The organism is Kineococcus sp. GCM10028916, assembly GCF_042674865.1.
In the GTDB taxonomy this organism is placed as follows: Bacteria; Actinomycetota; Actinomycetes; order Actinomycetales; family Kineococcaceae; genus Kineococcus.
Map to the genome: position 1 here is coordinate 204671 of NZ_JBHTFM010000008.1, position 14317 is coordinate 218987.

The following is a 14317-nucleotide window of genomic DNA, read 5'->3' on the forward strand; positions in this document are numbered from 1 at the left end:
CGCGCGGCCCGCGGATCCCCGGCATCGGGTCCACCCGTAGGTAAGCTCTGCCCGCCATGCCTGTCGACGACACCCCTCCCGCCGCGGTGACCGCCCCCGCGCCCACCGCCACCATCGTGCTGCCCTGCTACAACGAGGAGGCGCACGTCCTGCTGGAGATCCAGCGGATCACGAAGGTGATGGACGACGACGGCATGCCGTACGAGCTGCTGGCGGTCGACGACTGCTCCACCGACGACACCCTGAAGGTCCTGCGCTCGGTCGAGGCCGACTACCCGAACCTGCGCGTCGTCGCGTTCCGCCGCAACGGCGGGTCCGGCACCGTGCGCCGGATCGGGACGCAGATGGCCCGCGGCGAGATCGTCGTCTGGACCGACGCGGACATGTCCTACGAGAACGAGCGCATCCCCGAACTCGTGCGGATCCTGCTCGAGGACGACTCCTACGACCAGGTCGTCGGGGCGCGCACGACGGAGGAGGGGTCGCACAAGGCGTTGCGCGTGCCCGCCAAGTTCGTCATCCGCAAGGTCGCCGAGGTGCTCGCCCGCGAACGGATCCCGGACCTGAACTCGGGTCTGCGCGCGTTCCGCCGCGAGGTGTCGCTGCCCTACCTGCGGCTGCTGCCGGCCGGGTTCTCCTGCGTCACGACGATCACGTTGTCGTTCCTGTGCAACCAGCACGACATCAAGTTCGTGCCGACGACCTACGCCAAGCGCGCCGGGACCTCGAAGTTCCACTTCACCAAGGACGCCTACCGCTACATCCTCCAGGTGCTGCGGATGATCATGTACTTCGAGCCGTTGCGGGTGCTCATGCCGCTCGCGCTGTTCCTCTTCGGCCTCGGGTTCGTCAAGGGGGTCACCGACATGTTCCGGCACCTCTTCTACTTCCCCGCGAACACCGTGCTGCTGCTGGTGTCCGGATTGCTCATCGGGGCGGTCGCGCTGCTCGCCGACCTCGTCGTGCGTTCGAGGGACAGCGCGTGAGCGCCACCGAGTCCCGCAAGGTCGTCGTCGTGGGGCCCGCGCACCCCGCCAAGGGCGGCACCGCCGTCCACACCACCGAGCTCGCGCGCCACCTCGCCTCCGACCCCGGGGCCGAGGTCAAGCTCGTCTCCTGGGAGCGGCAGTACCCGGCGGCGCTCTACCCGGGTGAACTGCGCGTGCCCGGCGGCCTGCCCGAGGTCCCCGAGTTCCACCCGACGATCCGGCCGCTGGCCTGGAACTCGCCGGCGTCCTGGGTCCGCACCGGCCGGCGCATCGCCGACGCCGACGTCGTCGTCCTGACCCACGTCGTCCCGCTGCAGGTCCCGGCGCTGCTCGGGGTCCTCGCGGGGATGCGCACCGCCCGCTCGAGCGCGCAGACCGTCGTCGTCGCGCACAACGTCCTGCCGCACGAAGCCCGCCCGGGTGACGCCCTGCTCGTCGGACGCCTCTTCGCCGCCGTCGACGGGGTCGTCGTGCACTCCGAGGAGCAGGCCGCCCTCGCCCACGCCCACGGCGCCCGCCGGGTCGTCGTCGCCGACCTGCCCCCGCACCTGCCCGGTGGCCCCAGGGTCGACGCGCCCGCCGGCTCGCGGGTCCCGCGCGACGGGGGAGTCCGTCTGCTGAGCCTCGGGGTCGTCCGCGACTACAAGGGTGTCGACCTGCTGCTCGAGGCCCTGCGCGAGGTCCACCAGCGCGGGGTCGACGCCCGCCTCACCATCGCCGGGGAACTCTGGGGTGACGCCGGGCGCCGCGTCCGCGAACTGGCGGCCGCGCCCGGGCTGCGCGGTCACGTGGAACTGCGCGAGGGCTACGTCCCCGCGGGGGAGCTCCCGGACCTGATGGCCGCCCACGACGCCGTCGTCCTGCCCTACCGCTCGGCGACGGCCTCGCAGAACGCCGTCCTCGCCTTCGCCCACGGCCTGCCCGTGCTCGCGACCCGCGTCGGGTCCTTCCCCGCGCAGGTCCGCGACGGCGTCGACGGGATCCTCGTCGAACCCGGCAGCGTCGACGCCCTCGTCGCCGGGGTGCTGAGCCTCGCGGGCGGCGGGCTGGAGCGCCTGCGCGACGGGGTCGAAGCCCCGGACCTCGACGAACCCTGGGACCGCTACCTCGGCGCCCTCGAGCAGGCCGCGCAGGGCGGGACGGCCGCCGCCCCGCCGGGCGGCCGGCTGCTGGCCGTCGCCAAGCGCGGTGCGGAGCACGCCCTCTGGACCCGGGTCGGGGTCCAGCGTCGCGTCGGCGAGCGCCTCGCCGCCCGTCGGCTCGGGGCCGCGCCCGCGGCCCGCCCGGTGCCGAGCGGGGTGCCGCGCACCGGTGTCCTGCACGACGCCGACGAGGTCGCCGACGCCGTCGCGCAGACGAAGCGGTTGCGTCTGCCCGCCCACCCCGACGCCCCCAAGAACTGGGACGCCCTCGGGGCGGTGGCCGCCGTCCTCACCCTGGCCGACGACGGGTCCCGCACCGCCCGCGTCCTCGACGCCGGCTCCGCCCGCTACTCGCCCGTCCTGCCCTGGCTGCGCCTCTACGGCCTCGGGGCCGAGCGCGGCGCGCTGGCCGGCATCAACCTCGAGTTCGGCGCGACCGTGCACCGCGACGGCGTCGAGTTCCGCCACGGCGACGTCACCGACACCGGCCTCGCCGACGCCTCGCTGGACGCCGTGACCTGCATGTCGGTCATCGAGCACGGGGTGCCCATCACCCCGTTCCTCGCCGAGACCGCGCGCATCCTGCGGTCCGGGGGTGTGCTGGCGCTCTCCACCGACTACGACCAGGACCCGCCGGACACCACCGGCATCGAGGCCTACGGCGCGCAGGTGAAGATCTTCGGCCCCGCCGACCTCCGCGCCCTGGTCGCGACGGCGAAGCAGCTCGGCCTCGAACTCGTCGGGGAGCTCACCGACGACGTCCTGGCCCACCCGGCGCGACCGGTGCACTGGACGCGGACCGGCCTGGACTACACGTTCGTGCTGCTGACCTTCGTCCGGCGCTGAGGTGCTGAACCGCCTGCTCGGGGTGCTGCGCTCGCCCGTCCTGCGGGTGGGTTTCCTCGTCCTCGCGCTGGTCCTCGCGGTCGGCTACGTCTGGCGCGACCGGTCCGCGATCGCCGACGCGTGGTCGCGTCTCGACGCGGGCTCCGTCGTGCTGGCCGGTGTCCTCTCCCTCGCGAACGTCGCGCTGTCCGGGGCGTCCTGGCGCGCCGTCCTCGGTGACCTCGGCTCCCGCCTGCCCTGGCGTGCCGCGGCCCGGGTGTTCTTCGTCGGCCAGCTCGGCCGCTACATCCCCGGGACCGTGTTCCAGTTCGTCGCCCAGGCCGAACTCGCCCGCGACCACGGAGTTCCGCGGCGTCGCACCGGGTCCGCCCTCGCGGTGGCCCTGCTGGTGTCCATGACCACGGCGTCGCTGCTCGTCGCCGGGGTGCTGCCGATCGCCCTGCACGGCAGGGACATCCGCGGCTGGGAGTGGACCGGCTGGTTGCGCTGGCTCACTCCGCTGCTGCTGGTCCTGCTCGTGCCCCGCGTCATCAACCCGCTCCTGACCTTCCTGCTGCGGATCGCCCGCCAGGACCCCCTCGAGCACCCCGTCACCTGGCGCGGACTGCTGTCCGCCGCGGCGTGGGCGATGGCGTCCTGGGTCGCCGTCGGGTTGCAGGTGTTCGTGCTGTCCCAGGCCGTGGGGGTGGCCTGGCCCACGGGGTCGGCGCTGGCGCTCGCGATCGGGGGCTACGCGCTGGCCTGGATCGTGGGTTTCCTGGTCGTCCTCGCGCCGGCGGGTGCCGGGGCACGGGAACTCGTCCTCGGTGCGGTCGTCGCGCTGGCCACGGGCTCGGGGGCCGCGACGGTCGTCGTGCTGGGGTCCCGGGTGCTGCTGACGCTGGCCGACCTGCTGCTCGCCTTCGGTGCCCTGGCCGGGCACCGGTTCAGCGCCGCCGGGCGGTCCCGGACTCCCGGGCCTGCGGAGGACTGAGCAGCCACCGGGTCAGCCTTCGAGCGTCACCTCGTAGTGGCGCATCTCCGCGACGCCCGGCAGGTAGGGCCGGATCGCCGCGAAGAACTCCCGGAACAGCGGTCCCTGCCGGAAACCCTGCAGGTGCTCGCTCGCGGAGGTCCACCGGATCCGCAGGACGTAGCGGACCGTGCCCGCCGGGTCGGGGTCCTCGCCCGCGCCGGTGCCGGCGTCGGTGCGGCGGGCGAGTTCCCAGTCCAGGCACTCGGGTGCCCGGGTGAGGACGGCGCCGGCCCGGGCGTAGGCGGTCTCGAACTCGGCGGCCTGCTCCGCGGCGACCACGTAGCGGAGGTACTCGACGACGCTCACGCCGGGCCGGCCGCGCGGGCGCGTTCGACGTTCACGAGCGCGTCGCGCAGCTGCTCGATCCAGTCCTGCTGGTGCTGCCCGACGAGCCGGACGCACCAGGCCAGCGCCTCCGAGCGGGTGCGGGCGACCCCGGCGTCGACGAGGGTGTCGAGGACCTTGCGCTGGGGTTGGCGCAGCCTGGTCATGACCGGGGTGGCGAGGGTGGTGAAGAGTTCCTGCGTCTCGCCGCAGTCCGCGCCCCAGGCGACCTTGCGCCCGAACAGCGCCTCGGCCTCGTCGGCGATCTTCATGCGGGCACCCCGGGTGTCCTCGCGGAACCGGGTGATCCGGCCGGCCTCCGCGCGACGCTCGGCGGCCGCCCCGCCCTCGGGGGTGTCGGGGCGGCGCAGCACGCCGGTGACCACGATCTCCTCGCGGTCGAGGGAGACCGTGGGCGCGGTCTCGAACCAGTCGTCGGGCAGGCGGCCGGAGAGCCAGGCCGTCACGTCAGCGTCATCGCTCATGCAGCGATTACACGATTACGCCGTTGCAGAGTCAAGCCCTCCGGGCCGGGTCAGTCGCTCTTCCGCTTGTAGCCGAAGAAGTTCCGCTTGATGATCATCGACGCGACCTCCTCGGGAACCATGGACTCCCAGCTGTCGTCCCCGGCCCCGATGCGACGCAGCACGTCGCGACTCAGGATCGGCAGGTACTCCGGCTTGTAGTTGTCCAGGTGCACGAAGCTGCCGCGGCGGGCGAGGAAGTCGAAGAGCGGTTGGAGGTCGTCCGCGACCTGGAGGTCCTCCACGGTCCGCGTCTCGCCGGTCTCCTGGTCCTGCATCGGGTACACGAAGAGCTTGAGGTCGTTCTTGAACAGGCGCCCGAAGCTCTCCAGGATCCCGCCCTGCATGTGGGCGTGGTTGCTCTCGTCGAAGAGGTTCACCAGGCTCGGGACGCCCATGACGATGCCGATGCGCTCGCTGGTGCGGCGCTGGAGGTACTCGGCGAGGCGGTTGTACTCGTAGTAGTCCGAGATGACCGTCGTCATGCCGCACGCCCCGAGGAGGTCGGCCCGGGCCAGGAAGTCCCGCCGGTCGACCTTGTCGCCGGCGGCCCGCAGGTTGCGCATCGTCAGCTCGGCGAGGGCGAGGACCGGGGCACCCCCGGCGTCCTGCTCCGCGAACTTCTGCTCGGCCGAGGCGAGCATGTCGATGTTGACGACCGTCGGGGGGCGGAAGCTGCCGCGCTCGACGAGGACCGCGTGCTTGCGCAGCACCTCCGAGGGCTGCAGCACCTCCCCGTCGGGACCGAACATCGCCACGCCGGACAGACCGAGCTGCACCAGCTGCAGCGCCATCACCCGGTTGTCCACGTGGCGGAACTCGATGCCGCGGAACTGGATCACGTCGATCTCGATGCGCCCGGTCGACAGCTTGTCCAGCAGGCTCGCCACCACCTGCTCGGGCTCGTGGCGCTCGAAGAACGCCGCGTGCAGCAGGTTGACGCCGACGATGCCCAGCGCCTCCTGCTGCAGCCCCGCGTCGTCGTCGAGCATCCGCACGTGCAGCACGATCTGGCTGGGCTCGTCGTTGGGGTGGGCCTGGAAGCGGACCCCCATCCACCCGTGGCACTCGTTGCCGCCCCGGTAGCTGCGGGCCACCACGGTGTCGGCGAAGGCGAAGAAGCAGGTGTCGTCACCGCGCGCCTCGGTGAGGCGTTCGACGTTGAGCGACAGCTCGTGCTGCAGCATCGCCTGCAACCGGCCCAGCGAGACGTAGCGGTCCGACTTGCCGTAGACGGCGTCGCTGACGGCCATGTCGTAGGCCGACATCGACTTCGCCACCGTCCCGGCCGCACCTCCGGCGCGGAAGAACCAGCGCGCGACCTCCTGCCCGGCACCGATCTCGGCGATCGTCCCGTACCAGCGCGGGTCCAGGTTGACCCGTAGAGCCTTCTGAAGCGTGTCGGCTGCGATCTCCATGCGGCGTTCCTCCGAATCGCGGCGTCGTCCGTGAACCCATCCTGCTGGTCCAGGTCACAGCGTGTCACCTCGTGGCCCGCCGGGGTGAGCAGACGGCGAAGTCGGCCGACGGCGAGGTCAGCGCCGGCGAGGTCAGTGGACGGCGCGGCGACCCCGCGCCCCCACGATCAGCAGCACGATGACCGAACCGATGACCGCACCGATGATTCCGGCGGGCTGCAGGAAGCCGTCGGAGGCGTCCTTGTGGAAGATGAGGAAGCCGAGGAAACCGCCGACGAACGAGCCGACGATGCCCAGCAGGATCGTCATGCCGACCGACATCGACTGACGGCCGGGCACGAGCAGGCGGGCGAGGGCGCCGGCGATGAGGCCGACGACGATGACGGTGACGACGGTGCCGATGAGGCCCATGTGAATCTCCTGGTGGTGAGCGCGGCCGGGCCGCGCGGTGGTCGGGCCCGGGGTCGGGCCGTGTGCCCACTCGACCACCTGGCGGGAGGGGCTGGTACACCCCTAGGGGTGGTAGCTTCGCCGCATCGACACCCTGACGCGGACCCGCCCGATCACCGTCGCCCTCGTGGACGACTACGACGTCGTCCTCGTGGGACTGGCGCACCTCTTCGACTCCTACCGCGACCGCGTGGTGGTGGCGGAGATCGACGCGAACGCGGCCCTGCACGACGACGTCGACGTCGTGCTCTACGACTCCTTCGCCCAGCCGGAGTCGGACGCGACCGAGGTGGCGGCCCTGGTGCGCAACCCGCGCGTGCGCCGCGTCGTGGTCTACACCTGGAACTTCCAGTCCGAACTCGTGGAGACGGCCCGTTCCCTCGGCGTGCACGGCTACCTCTCCAAGACCCTGCCCGCCCGCGACCTCGTCGCGGCCATCGAGGCCGTGCACGCCGGTGAGCGGGTGTTCAGCACCCCACCGCGGCGCGCCACCAGTGCCCTCGGGCTCGACTGGCCGGGCCGCACCGAGGGGATCACCGACCGGGAGTCCGAGATCCTCGCCCTCATCACCCAGGGCAAGAACAACGCCGACATCGCCAGGCTCACCTACCTGAGCCCGAACACCGTGAAGTCCTACATCCGCTCGATCTACCGGAAGATCGACGCGCAGAGCCGCACGCAGGCGGTGCTCTGGGGGGTCGCGCACGGCTTCGCGCCCGACCACCGCCGCATCGACCACTGGCTGGGCGGACCCTAGGTCGCCACCCCGTGATCAGGGGGTGGCGTCGGGGCGTTCGGCGGCGACGCGCCGGAGTTCCTCCAGGACGGCAGCGGTGGGGGCGTCGGCGCCGCGCCCGGCCCGGGTGGCGGCGTAGATCGACCGGGCCGGGCTGGGTCCGGTCAGGGGGATGACCCGCAACCCGCTGGGACGCAACGGGTGCGCCATCCGCGGGACGAGGGCGACCCCGGCCCCGGCGGCGACGAGGGCCGCGAGGGCGTCGTACTCCAGGGTGTGGTGGCGCACGTCGGGGGCGAACCCCGCGGTGGCGCAGGCGGCGACGGTGATCTGCGTGCAGGCGTCGTCGCCGGCGGCCGCGATCCACTCCTCCTCGGCCAGTTCCCGCAGGGCGAGCGCGTCGCGACCGGCCAGGGGGTGCTCGCCCGGCAGCAGGACGTCGAGGACGTCGGTGAGCAGGTCGACCCGGTCGTAGCGGGCGTCGTCGCGGCGCGGCCCGCCCGGGTGGTCGACCGCGACGACGACGTCGAGGTCCCCGGCGTCCAGACCCGCGACGGCGGCGACGGCGTCCCGTTCGCGCACCAGCAGCCGCAACCCCGGACGGTCGTGGCGCAGCCGCCGCATGGCCGGGCCGACCAGCGCCGCGATGGTGCTGGCGAGCGAACCGATCCGGACCTCGCCGACCGTCCCGGCGTCGAAGGCGACCAGGTCGGCGCGGGCCTTCTCCAGCTGCGCGGACACGGCGTCGGCGTGGGTGAGGAGCACCCGGGCCTGACCGGTGAGCCGCACCCCGCGCCCCACCCGTTCCAGCAGCGGGACGTCGAGTTCCCGGGCCAGACCCGCGAGCTGCTGCGACACCGCGGACGGCGTGAGGTGCAGGGCGGCGGCCGTCGCGGCCACCGTCCCGCGGCGCTCGACCTCGCGCAGCAGACGCAGCCGGCGGAGGTCGATCGTGAAGTTCTCGCTGTCGAGACTCATGAGAAAACTCTAGCTGGACTGAATGGTCGGGCCGGGGGCACGATCGACCCGTGACCCGCCGTGCCGCCCTGATCTTCGCCGCCCTCGGGTTCGCCTGGGGGATCCCGTACCTGCTGATCAAGGTGGTCGGCGAGGAGCTCCCGCCCTCGACGATGGTGCTGGCGCGCACCGCCCTCGCCGCCCTCGTCCTCGCCCCGATCGCACTGTCCCGCAGGGACGTCCGCGCCGGCCTGCCGACCCTGCTGCGACGCTGGCCGGCGCTCGCGGCCTACACGGGGTTCGAGATCGTCGGCCCCTGGCTGTTCCTGGCCCGGGCCGAGCACGACCTCCCCAGCTCGACCACCGCGGTGCTCGTCTCGGTCGTCCCGGTGGTGGGCGTCCTCGTCGCCTTCACCGGCGGGCGGGCCGAGCGGCTCGGGCTCACCGGCTGGGCGGGCCTGAGCCTGGGGACCCTCGGGGTCGCGACGCTCGTGGGGTTCGACCTGGTGCCGGGGCAGTTCGGGGCCGTCGCGGAGATGGTCGTCGTCGTGGTGGGTTACGCCGTCGGGCCGGCGGTGCTGGCCCGCCACCTCTCCGACCTGCCCGGGACCTCGGTCGTGCTCGCCAGCCTGGTGCTCGCGGCGCTGACCTACGTGCCGGTCGTCCTCCTGGGTCCCGGCCTGCCGGCGGAGCTCCCCTCGGGCCAGGTCGTCGCGGCGCTCCTCACGCTGGCCGTGGTCTGCACCGCCGGAGCCTTCGTGCTGCTGTTCGCCCTCATCGGGGAGCTCGGCCCGGTCCGGGCCACGGCCATCGTCTACGTGAACCCCGTCGTCGCCGTGATCGCCGGTGCGGTGGTGCTGGGGGAGCGGATCACGGTGACCACGGTGCTCGGGTTCGTCCTCGTCCTGGCCGGGTCCTTCCTGGCCACCCGCGGACCGGGGAAACGGGCCGATCACCCTGCTCCGGCCCTTACCGTGAGGACGTGACGGAAGGCGTGACACCGGACGGGGAACTGCGCTGGCGGCCCGGCCGCCCCGTCGCCGTCGCGCAGAGCCTGGGGACGCTGCGACGCGGCGCCGGCGACCCGAGCTTCCGGCGCGATCCCGACGGCACCGTCTGGCGCGCCACCCGGACCCCGCAGGGTCCCGTCCTGCTCCGGGTCCGCGCCCGTCCCGCCGACGCCGAGGTCCACGCGCAGGCGTGGGGCCCGGGGACCGGGTGGGCGCTCGAGGGGGTCCCGCACCTGCTGGGCGACGCCGACGACGACCACACCGACTTCGTCCCGCGCCCCGAGCACCCCACCCTCGTCCAGGCGTGGAAGGAGAACCCGCACTTCCGGGTCATCCGCACCCGCGCCGTCTTCGAAGCGCTCTCCGCCTCCGCGCTGGAGCAGGTCGTCACCAGCGTCGAGGCCTTCGCGGCGTGGCGCCGCCTCGTCCACCGCTTCGGGGAACCCGCTCCCGGTCCGGCCGGGCTGACGCTGCCCCCGACCCCGGAGCAGTGGTCGCGGATCCCGTCCTGGGAGTGGTTGCAGGCGGGGGTGGAGCTGCGGCGCCGGAAGGTCACGATCCTCGCCGCACCGCGCGCGGCCGGTCTGGAACGCACCCTGGAGATGTCGCCCGAGGCCGCCGACTCCGCCCTGCGGTCGCTGCCGGGCATCGGGGTGTGGACGTCCGCGGAGATCCGGCAACGGGCCCACGGCCACGCCGACGCGTTCAGCTTCGGCGACTACCACGTGGCCAAGAACGTCTCCTGGGCCCTGACGGGGGAGGTCCTCGACGACGCCGGCTGCGCCGAGGTCATCGAGTGCTACCGGGGGCACCGGTTCCGGGTCCAGCGGCTGCTGGAGCTCGCCGGGCACCGGCGCCCGCGTCGTGCGCCGCGGATGACGTTGCCGACGCACACCCCGAACCGGGCGGTCTCAGCGCGCTACCGCGCGCACGGGTGACCCGTCGCCGCCGCTCAGCGCCCACCCGAACGCGAAGAACTCCACCCGCGGGGGGAGTTCGCCGAGGCCGCGGAGGTTCTCGACGAGGACCCCCGGATCGGGCCGGGTCCCCAGCAGGACCCGGTGCGCCGCCAGGGAGTCCGGGGCGTCGACGCTCGCGGTGTCGATCCCGACGGTCCGCGTCCCGCCGGCGCGCAGGACCCCCGCCGCGGCGGGGGTGAGGAACGGGTGGTCGAACTCCCGCCCGGTCCCGGCGAACTCGTCCCACCCGGTGTGCAGCAGCACGATCCGCTCACCCTCGGCGTCGCGCACCTGATCGACGTCGACGACGGATCGGCCCGAGACGTCGAGGACCAGGGCGGGCCCGGCGAAGAGCCCCAGCGGGAGTTCGTCGAGGGTCGCGCCGTCCGGGTGGACGTGGACGGGGGCGTCGACGTGGGTTCCCGTGTGGGTCCCCAGACCCAGCCGGGTGACCGCGAAACCGTCGGCCGCGATGGTCGTGGCGGGTTCCGCGCTGAACTCCGGATCGCCCGGGAACACCGGGGTCCCGACCGCGACGGGACGGCTGAGGTCCACCCACATCAGCGGGGGAGTTCCACGACCCGCACCAGCACGGAGCCCTCCTCGCGGTCGAGGAGACCGACGAGGAACTCCGTCCACAACGCGGCGAGCGTCCGCTGGGCGAGGGCACCGAGGGCGAAGTCGTCCTCGGCCTCCAGACGAAGCGCCGGACCCGAACCGTCGTCCTCCACGGCGATCACCGCGCCGGCCACGGGGCCGGCGGCGCAGGCCACCTCGGCGGCGCGTTCGAGGCGTTCGAGGAGGGTTCCCGCCTCCACCGGCGGCGGCTCCACCGAGCCCGCGCCGAGAGCCGCCCGGACGGCCTCGACGTGCCCGAGGCGGAACCAGTCGCCGGCCGCGGCGCGCACCAGCGACCGGGCCCCGGGGACCTCGACGTCGGCGGGCAGGACGAGGTCGGCCAGGCCCCGGATCAGGGCGGCGGGGACGCCGGAGGTCTTGCCCTTCACCAGGTCGGCCGCGGCGGCGACCTCGTCGACGACGGCCCGGGCGGTCACGCTCAGCTCCCGGCCCGAGGTGTCGGTCTGCCCGCGGAGGTCGTCGAGGGCGGCGAGCCCGGCGCTGCCCAGCGCGAAGTCGGTCTGACCCGCCCGCCACGGGCGGCCGGCGGTGTCGGTGACGACCACGCCGACGTTCGCGCCGGTGATCTCCCGGAAGCGGACGCGCAGCTCCCGGGCGCAGGCGTCGGCGTCGGCGGGCAGCAGCAGCACCACGTCACCGACCACGTTGGAGGCGTCGACCCCGGCCGCGGCCATCACCGGGCCGGCGGCGGACTCCACGATGCGGGCCACGCCGTGCGGGGTGCGTCGGGCCGCGACCAGGCGCCGGGACTCCCGCAGGACGACCTCGTCGCGCTCGCTCGCGGGGGCGGTCAGCCCGGCGGCCTTGGACACGACCTTGCTGGACACGGCGAGGACGTCGCCGTCGCTGAGGGAGGTGCGCTGGGCGTACAGGGCGTCCACGAGGAGACCCGCGACGTCGTCGCCGGCCACGACCTCCGCGATCCCGGGGACCCCGACGAGCTGCAGGCTGGTGGGGGGCGTTCCGCTCACGCGGCGGGGTCCTTCCGGTCGAGTTCGAGCGCGAGGTCGAGGGCGGCCCCGGCGAGGTCGGCGGTCGCCGCGGGCGAGCTCATGAGCAGCGGGCGGCGGCGGACCTCCAGCCCGGAGCGGACCGGGGGCTCGTCCTCCTCGGCGACGAGCCAGCCGTCGAGGAAGTCGTCGTAGAGGCCGGCGACGGCGGCGGCGGTGGTGGGAACGCCGATGGCGGCCAGGCAGGCGTCGGCCATCCCGCGCACGGGGGCGCCGGCGATGACGGGGGAGACCCCGACGACGGGCGCCGACGTCCGCACCAGGGCCTCGCGGATCCCGGGGACCTGCAGGATGGTGCCGATCGAGACGACCGGGTTGCTGGGCGGCAGCACGACGACGTCGGCCTCGCGCAGCGCCTCGAGCACGCCGGGGGCCGGCCGGGCGGTGGCGGCCCCCACGGGTTCGATGCGCAGGGCCGGGACGGCGGCGTGCAGGCGGACCCACCACTCCTGGAAGTGCACGCGTCGCGTCGACCCGTCGGCCTCGGCGAGGTCGACGTGGGTCTCGACGCGGTCGTCGGTCATGGGCAGCAGCCGGACCCCGGGCCGCCAGCGTTCGCAGAGGCGGGCGGTCGCCTCCGAGAGCGTCGCGCCCTCGCCCAGCAGGCGCGTGCGCACGAGGTGGGTGGCGATGTCCTTGTCGCCGAGGGTGAACCAGGACGGTGGCGCCCCGTAGGCGGCGAGCTCGTCGGCGACCCCGGACGTCTCGCTCGAGCGACCCCAGCCGCGGTCCTCGTCGATGCCCCCGCCGAGGGTGTACATCACGGAATCCAGGTCGGGGGAGATCCGCAGCCCGTGCAGGGTGATGTCGTCGGCGGTGTTGCTGATGACCGTGACCTGCGCCTCGCGCCGGGCGGGATCTCCCGAGGAGCGCAGGTGGGCCAGCAGTCCGCGCAGGAACCGGGCACCGCCGACGCCGCCGGCGAGAGCGGTGATCTGCAGGGCCCTGCTCGGTCGGTTCGCGTCGCTCACGGTCGCCATCATCCCCCGTCACCGCACCCGTCACCCGGACGGATCACGGGGAATCGTGGTGTTCGTGTGATGGATGTGGCAGAACCGTTGCAGGGAGACGGGTGAGATACCACGCTGGGCTTGACTCTGAGGGACGACACGCGTGTAATTCCACCAGTGGTGGTCGTAGTGTGACTGGCACAGCACACCGCGTGATCAGGGCGCACGGAGTGACAGACCGAGGCTGTGGGGGCCACCGAATGACTGACGACGACTTCCGGTTCATCGACGACTCCTTCCGTTCGCCGGTCGCCAGCACTGGCGATCCGGTCGGCACGGTGGACACCGTCGTCGCCCTCGACCCCGCCGCGGCCCCGCCGCAGGCCTTGGTCGTGCTGGCCCCGCTCGCGTCCGAGGACGCCGACGAAGAGGCCGACGACGAGGCCGACGCGGACGGTCCCCTCGACGCGGACGGCCGCCCGGAGCTCTCGCTGGTGGACCTGACCGGTGGCCTCACCGGCCTCTCGGGTCTGACCCCGGAGGACCCGGGCTGGCAGGAACTCGCGCTCTGCGCCCAGACCGACCCCGAGGCGTTCTTCCCCGAGAAGGGCGGCTCGACCCGCGAGGCCAAGCGCGTCTGCCAGTCCTGCGAGGTCCGCCAGGAGTGCCTGGAGTACGCGCTGGGCAACGACGAGCGGTTCGGCATCTGGGGCGGTCTCTCCGAACGCGAACGCCGCCGCCTCAAGCGCCGCATCAGCTGAAGGTTCGGCCCCGACCTGCCGAGACCCACGGGTGAGGGGGCCGTCTGCCTCCCGCCGAACTCGGGGAGGTACCGATGAGCCAGTCCATCTGGGAACGTCGCCAGGCCGTCGCCTCGCGGCTCGGGGAGCACGCGCAGCACGACCAGGACGTGCTCGCTGAGGTGGTGACCACCTTCGCGGCCGCCTCGCTGCGCCTCGAGGACGTGGACCCGAGGGGCTGTCTGCGGGCCTCCGTGGCCGCCGTCGCCCAGGTCGCCTCGGGTCGGCCCGGGTTCAACCTGGTGCTCGGTGCCGTCGACTACGGGATCCGCGTCCAGAGCGACGAGCAGGGACACGTCCTGCTGAGCGTCGTCGCCCTGACCGTGGGGGACCCCGCGCCGCCGGCGGTCGCCTCGGAGCTCGCGTCGCTGCTCTGGAAGCGCTGAATCTTCTAGAAGTTTAGGGGCTCGGTCCCGGTATTCGGTACCGCGGACCACACTTTCGGCCGCTCACGGCCGCTTCCCAGCAGGACGACACCTCTTCCAGGACCGGTCCGTTCCGGTCGCACGTCATCGATGACTGCTCGTGGACCCACCGGCCCGCCCGGC

The 14317-nt window shown here is 73.5% G+C and carries 16 protein-coding genes; 8 read left to right on the top strand and 8 right to left on the bottom strand.

Annotated elements, in window-relative coordinates; genetic code table 11:
• Positions 1–56: 56 nt before the first annotated feature.
• From ACFQ46_RS10310 to ACFQ46_RS10320, 3 genes are read left to right on the top strand one after another with little or no spacing between them, the layout of a single operon-like run.
• Positions 57–986 (top strand): glycosyltransferase family 2 protein, encoded by a 930-nt coding sequence (locus tag ACFQ46_RS10310; protein WP_328294914.1) that lies wholly within the window; start codon positions 57–59, stop codon positions 984–986.
• Positions 983–2977: a glycosyltransferase gene (locus ACFQ46_RS10315; protein WP_380259414.1), complete on the top strand. Its 1995-nt coding sequence runs from the start codon at positions 983–985 to the stop codon at positions 2975–2977. The genes ACFQ46_RS10310 and ACFQ46_RS10315 overlap by 4 nt, the downstream gene beginning before the upstream one ends.
• Position 2978: 1 nt before the next feature.
• Positions 2979–3950 (top strand): lysylphosphatidylglycerol synthase domain-containing protein, encoded by a 972-nt coding sequence (locus tag ACFQ46_RS10320; RefSeq protein WP_380259415.1) that lies wholly within the window; start codon positions 2979–2981, stop codon positions 3948–3950.
• Between the two features lie 12 nt (positions 3951–3962).
• Here the strand turns inward: ACFQ46_RS10320 and ACFQ46_RS10325 are convergent, their stop codons facing one another.
• The 4 genes from ACFQ46_RS10325 to ACFQ46_RS10340 form a co-directional block, all read right to left on the bottom strand.
• Positions 3963–4298, bottom strand: coding sequence for a putative quinol monooxygenase (locus tag ACFQ46_RS10325; RefSeq protein ID WP_380259416.1), 336 nt, complete (start codon positions 4296–4298; stop codon positions 3963–3965).
• Positions 4295–4801, bottom strand: a complete 507-nt coding sequence (locus ACFQ46_RS10330; protein ID WP_380259417.1) for a hypothetical protein — start codon at positions 4799–4801, stop codon at positions 4295–4297. The genes ACFQ46_RS10325 and ACFQ46_RS10330 overlap by 4 nt, the downstream gene beginning before the upstream one ends.
• 50 nt (positions 4802–4851) lie before the next feature.
• Entirely contained in the window at positions 4852–6258 is a 1407-nt protein-coding gene (locus tag ACFQ46_RS10335) for a TonB-dependent receptor (protein WP_380259418.1), read from the bottom strand.
• A gap of 132 nt (positions 6259–6390) precedes the next feature.
• Positions 6391–6669: a GlsB/YeaQ/YmgE family stress response membrane protein gene (locus ACFQ46_RS10340; RefSeq protein ID WP_380259419.1), complete on the bottom strand. Its 279-nt coding sequence runs from the start codon at positions 6667–6669 to the stop codon at positions 6391–6393.
• A gap of 166 nt (positions 6670–6835) precedes the next feature.
• Between ACFQ46_RS10340 and ACFQ46_RS10345 the strand changes: the two genes are divergently transcribed.
• Positions 6836–7465, top strand: coding sequence for a DNA-binding response regulator (locus tag ACFQ46_RS10345; RefSeq protein WP_380259420.1), 630 nt, complete (start codon positions 6836–6838; stop codon positions 7463–7465).
• 15 nt (positions 7466–7480) lie between these two features.
• On the opposite strand, the gene ACFQ46_RS10350 is transcribed toward ACFQ46_RS10345, so the two are convergent.
• Positions 7481–8422 (bottom strand): LysR substrate-binding domain-containing protein, encoded by a 942-nt coding sequence (locus ACFQ46_RS10350; protein ID WP_380259421.1) that lies wholly within the window; start codon positions 8420–8422, stop codon positions 7481–7483.
• Between the two features lie 50 nt (positions 8423–8472).
• Here ACFQ46_RS10350 and ACFQ46_RS10355 point away from each other — a divergent pair, with 50 nt between their 5' ends.
• Both ACFQ46_RS10355 and ACFQ46_RS10360 read left to right on the top strand, forming a co-directional pair.
• A complete protein-coding gene (locus ACFQ46_RS10355; RefSeq protein WP_380259422.1) occupies positions 8473–9387 on the top strand; it encodes a DMT family transporter in 915 nt (304 codons plus the stop codon).
• The gene (locus ACFQ46_RS10360; protein WP_380259423.1) at positions 9384–10349 is read left to right on the top strand and encodes a DNA-3-methyladenine glycosylase family protein; all 966 of its coding nucleotides are present in this window, start codon (positions 9384–9386) and stop codon (positions 10347–10349) included. Before ACFQ46_RS10355 ends, ACFQ46_RS10360 begins: the two co-directional genes overlap by 4 nt.
• Here the strand turns inward: ACFQ46_RS10360 and ACFQ46_RS10365 are convergent.
• From ACFQ46_RS10365 to cofD, 3 genes are read right to left on the bottom strand one after another with little or no spacing between them, the layout of a single operon-like run.
• Positions 10323–10931, bottom strand: a complete 609-nt coding sequence (locus ACFQ46_RS10365; protein ID WP_380259424.1) for a cyclase family protein — start codon at positions 10929–10931, stop codon at positions 10323–10325. The genes ACFQ46_RS10360 and ACFQ46_RS10365 overlap by 27 nt on opposite strands.
• Positions 10931–11980: a coenzyme F420-0:L-glutamate ligase gene (gene cofE, locus ACFQ46_RS10370; RefSeq protein ID WP_380259425.1), complete on the bottom strand. Its 1050-nt coding sequence runs from the start codon at positions 11978–11980 to the stop codon at positions 10931–10933. The genes ACFQ46_RS10365 and cofE overlap by 1 nt, the downstream gene beginning before the upstream one ends.
• Positions 11977–12960 (bottom strand): 2-phospho-L-lactate transferase, encoded by a 984-nt coding sequence (gene cofD, locus ACFQ46_RS10375; protein ID WP_380259477.1) that lies wholly within the window; start codon positions 12958–12960, stop codon positions 11977–11979. Before cofD ends, cofE begins: the two co-directional genes overlap by 4 nt.
• 500 nt (positions 12961–13460) lie before the next feature.
• Here cofD and ACFQ46_RS10380 point away from each other — a divergent pair, with 500 nt between their 5' ends.
• Together ACFQ46_RS10380 and ACFQ46_RS10385 are read left to right on the top strand one after the other, a co-directional pair.
• The gene (locus tag ACFQ46_RS10380; RefSeq protein ID WP_380162206.1) at positions 13461–13730 is read left to right on the top strand and encodes a WhiB family transcriptional regulator; all 270 of its coding nucleotides are present in this window, start codon (positions 13461–13463) and stop codon (positions 13728–13730) included.
• Between the two features lie 74 nt (positions 13731–13804).
• Complete coding sequence (locus ACFQ46_RS10385; RefSeq protein WP_380259426.1) at positions 13805–14155, top strand: hypothetical protein; 351 nt, start codon at positions 13805–13807, stop codon at positions 14153–14155.
• Positions 14156–14317: the final 162 nt, after the last annotated feature.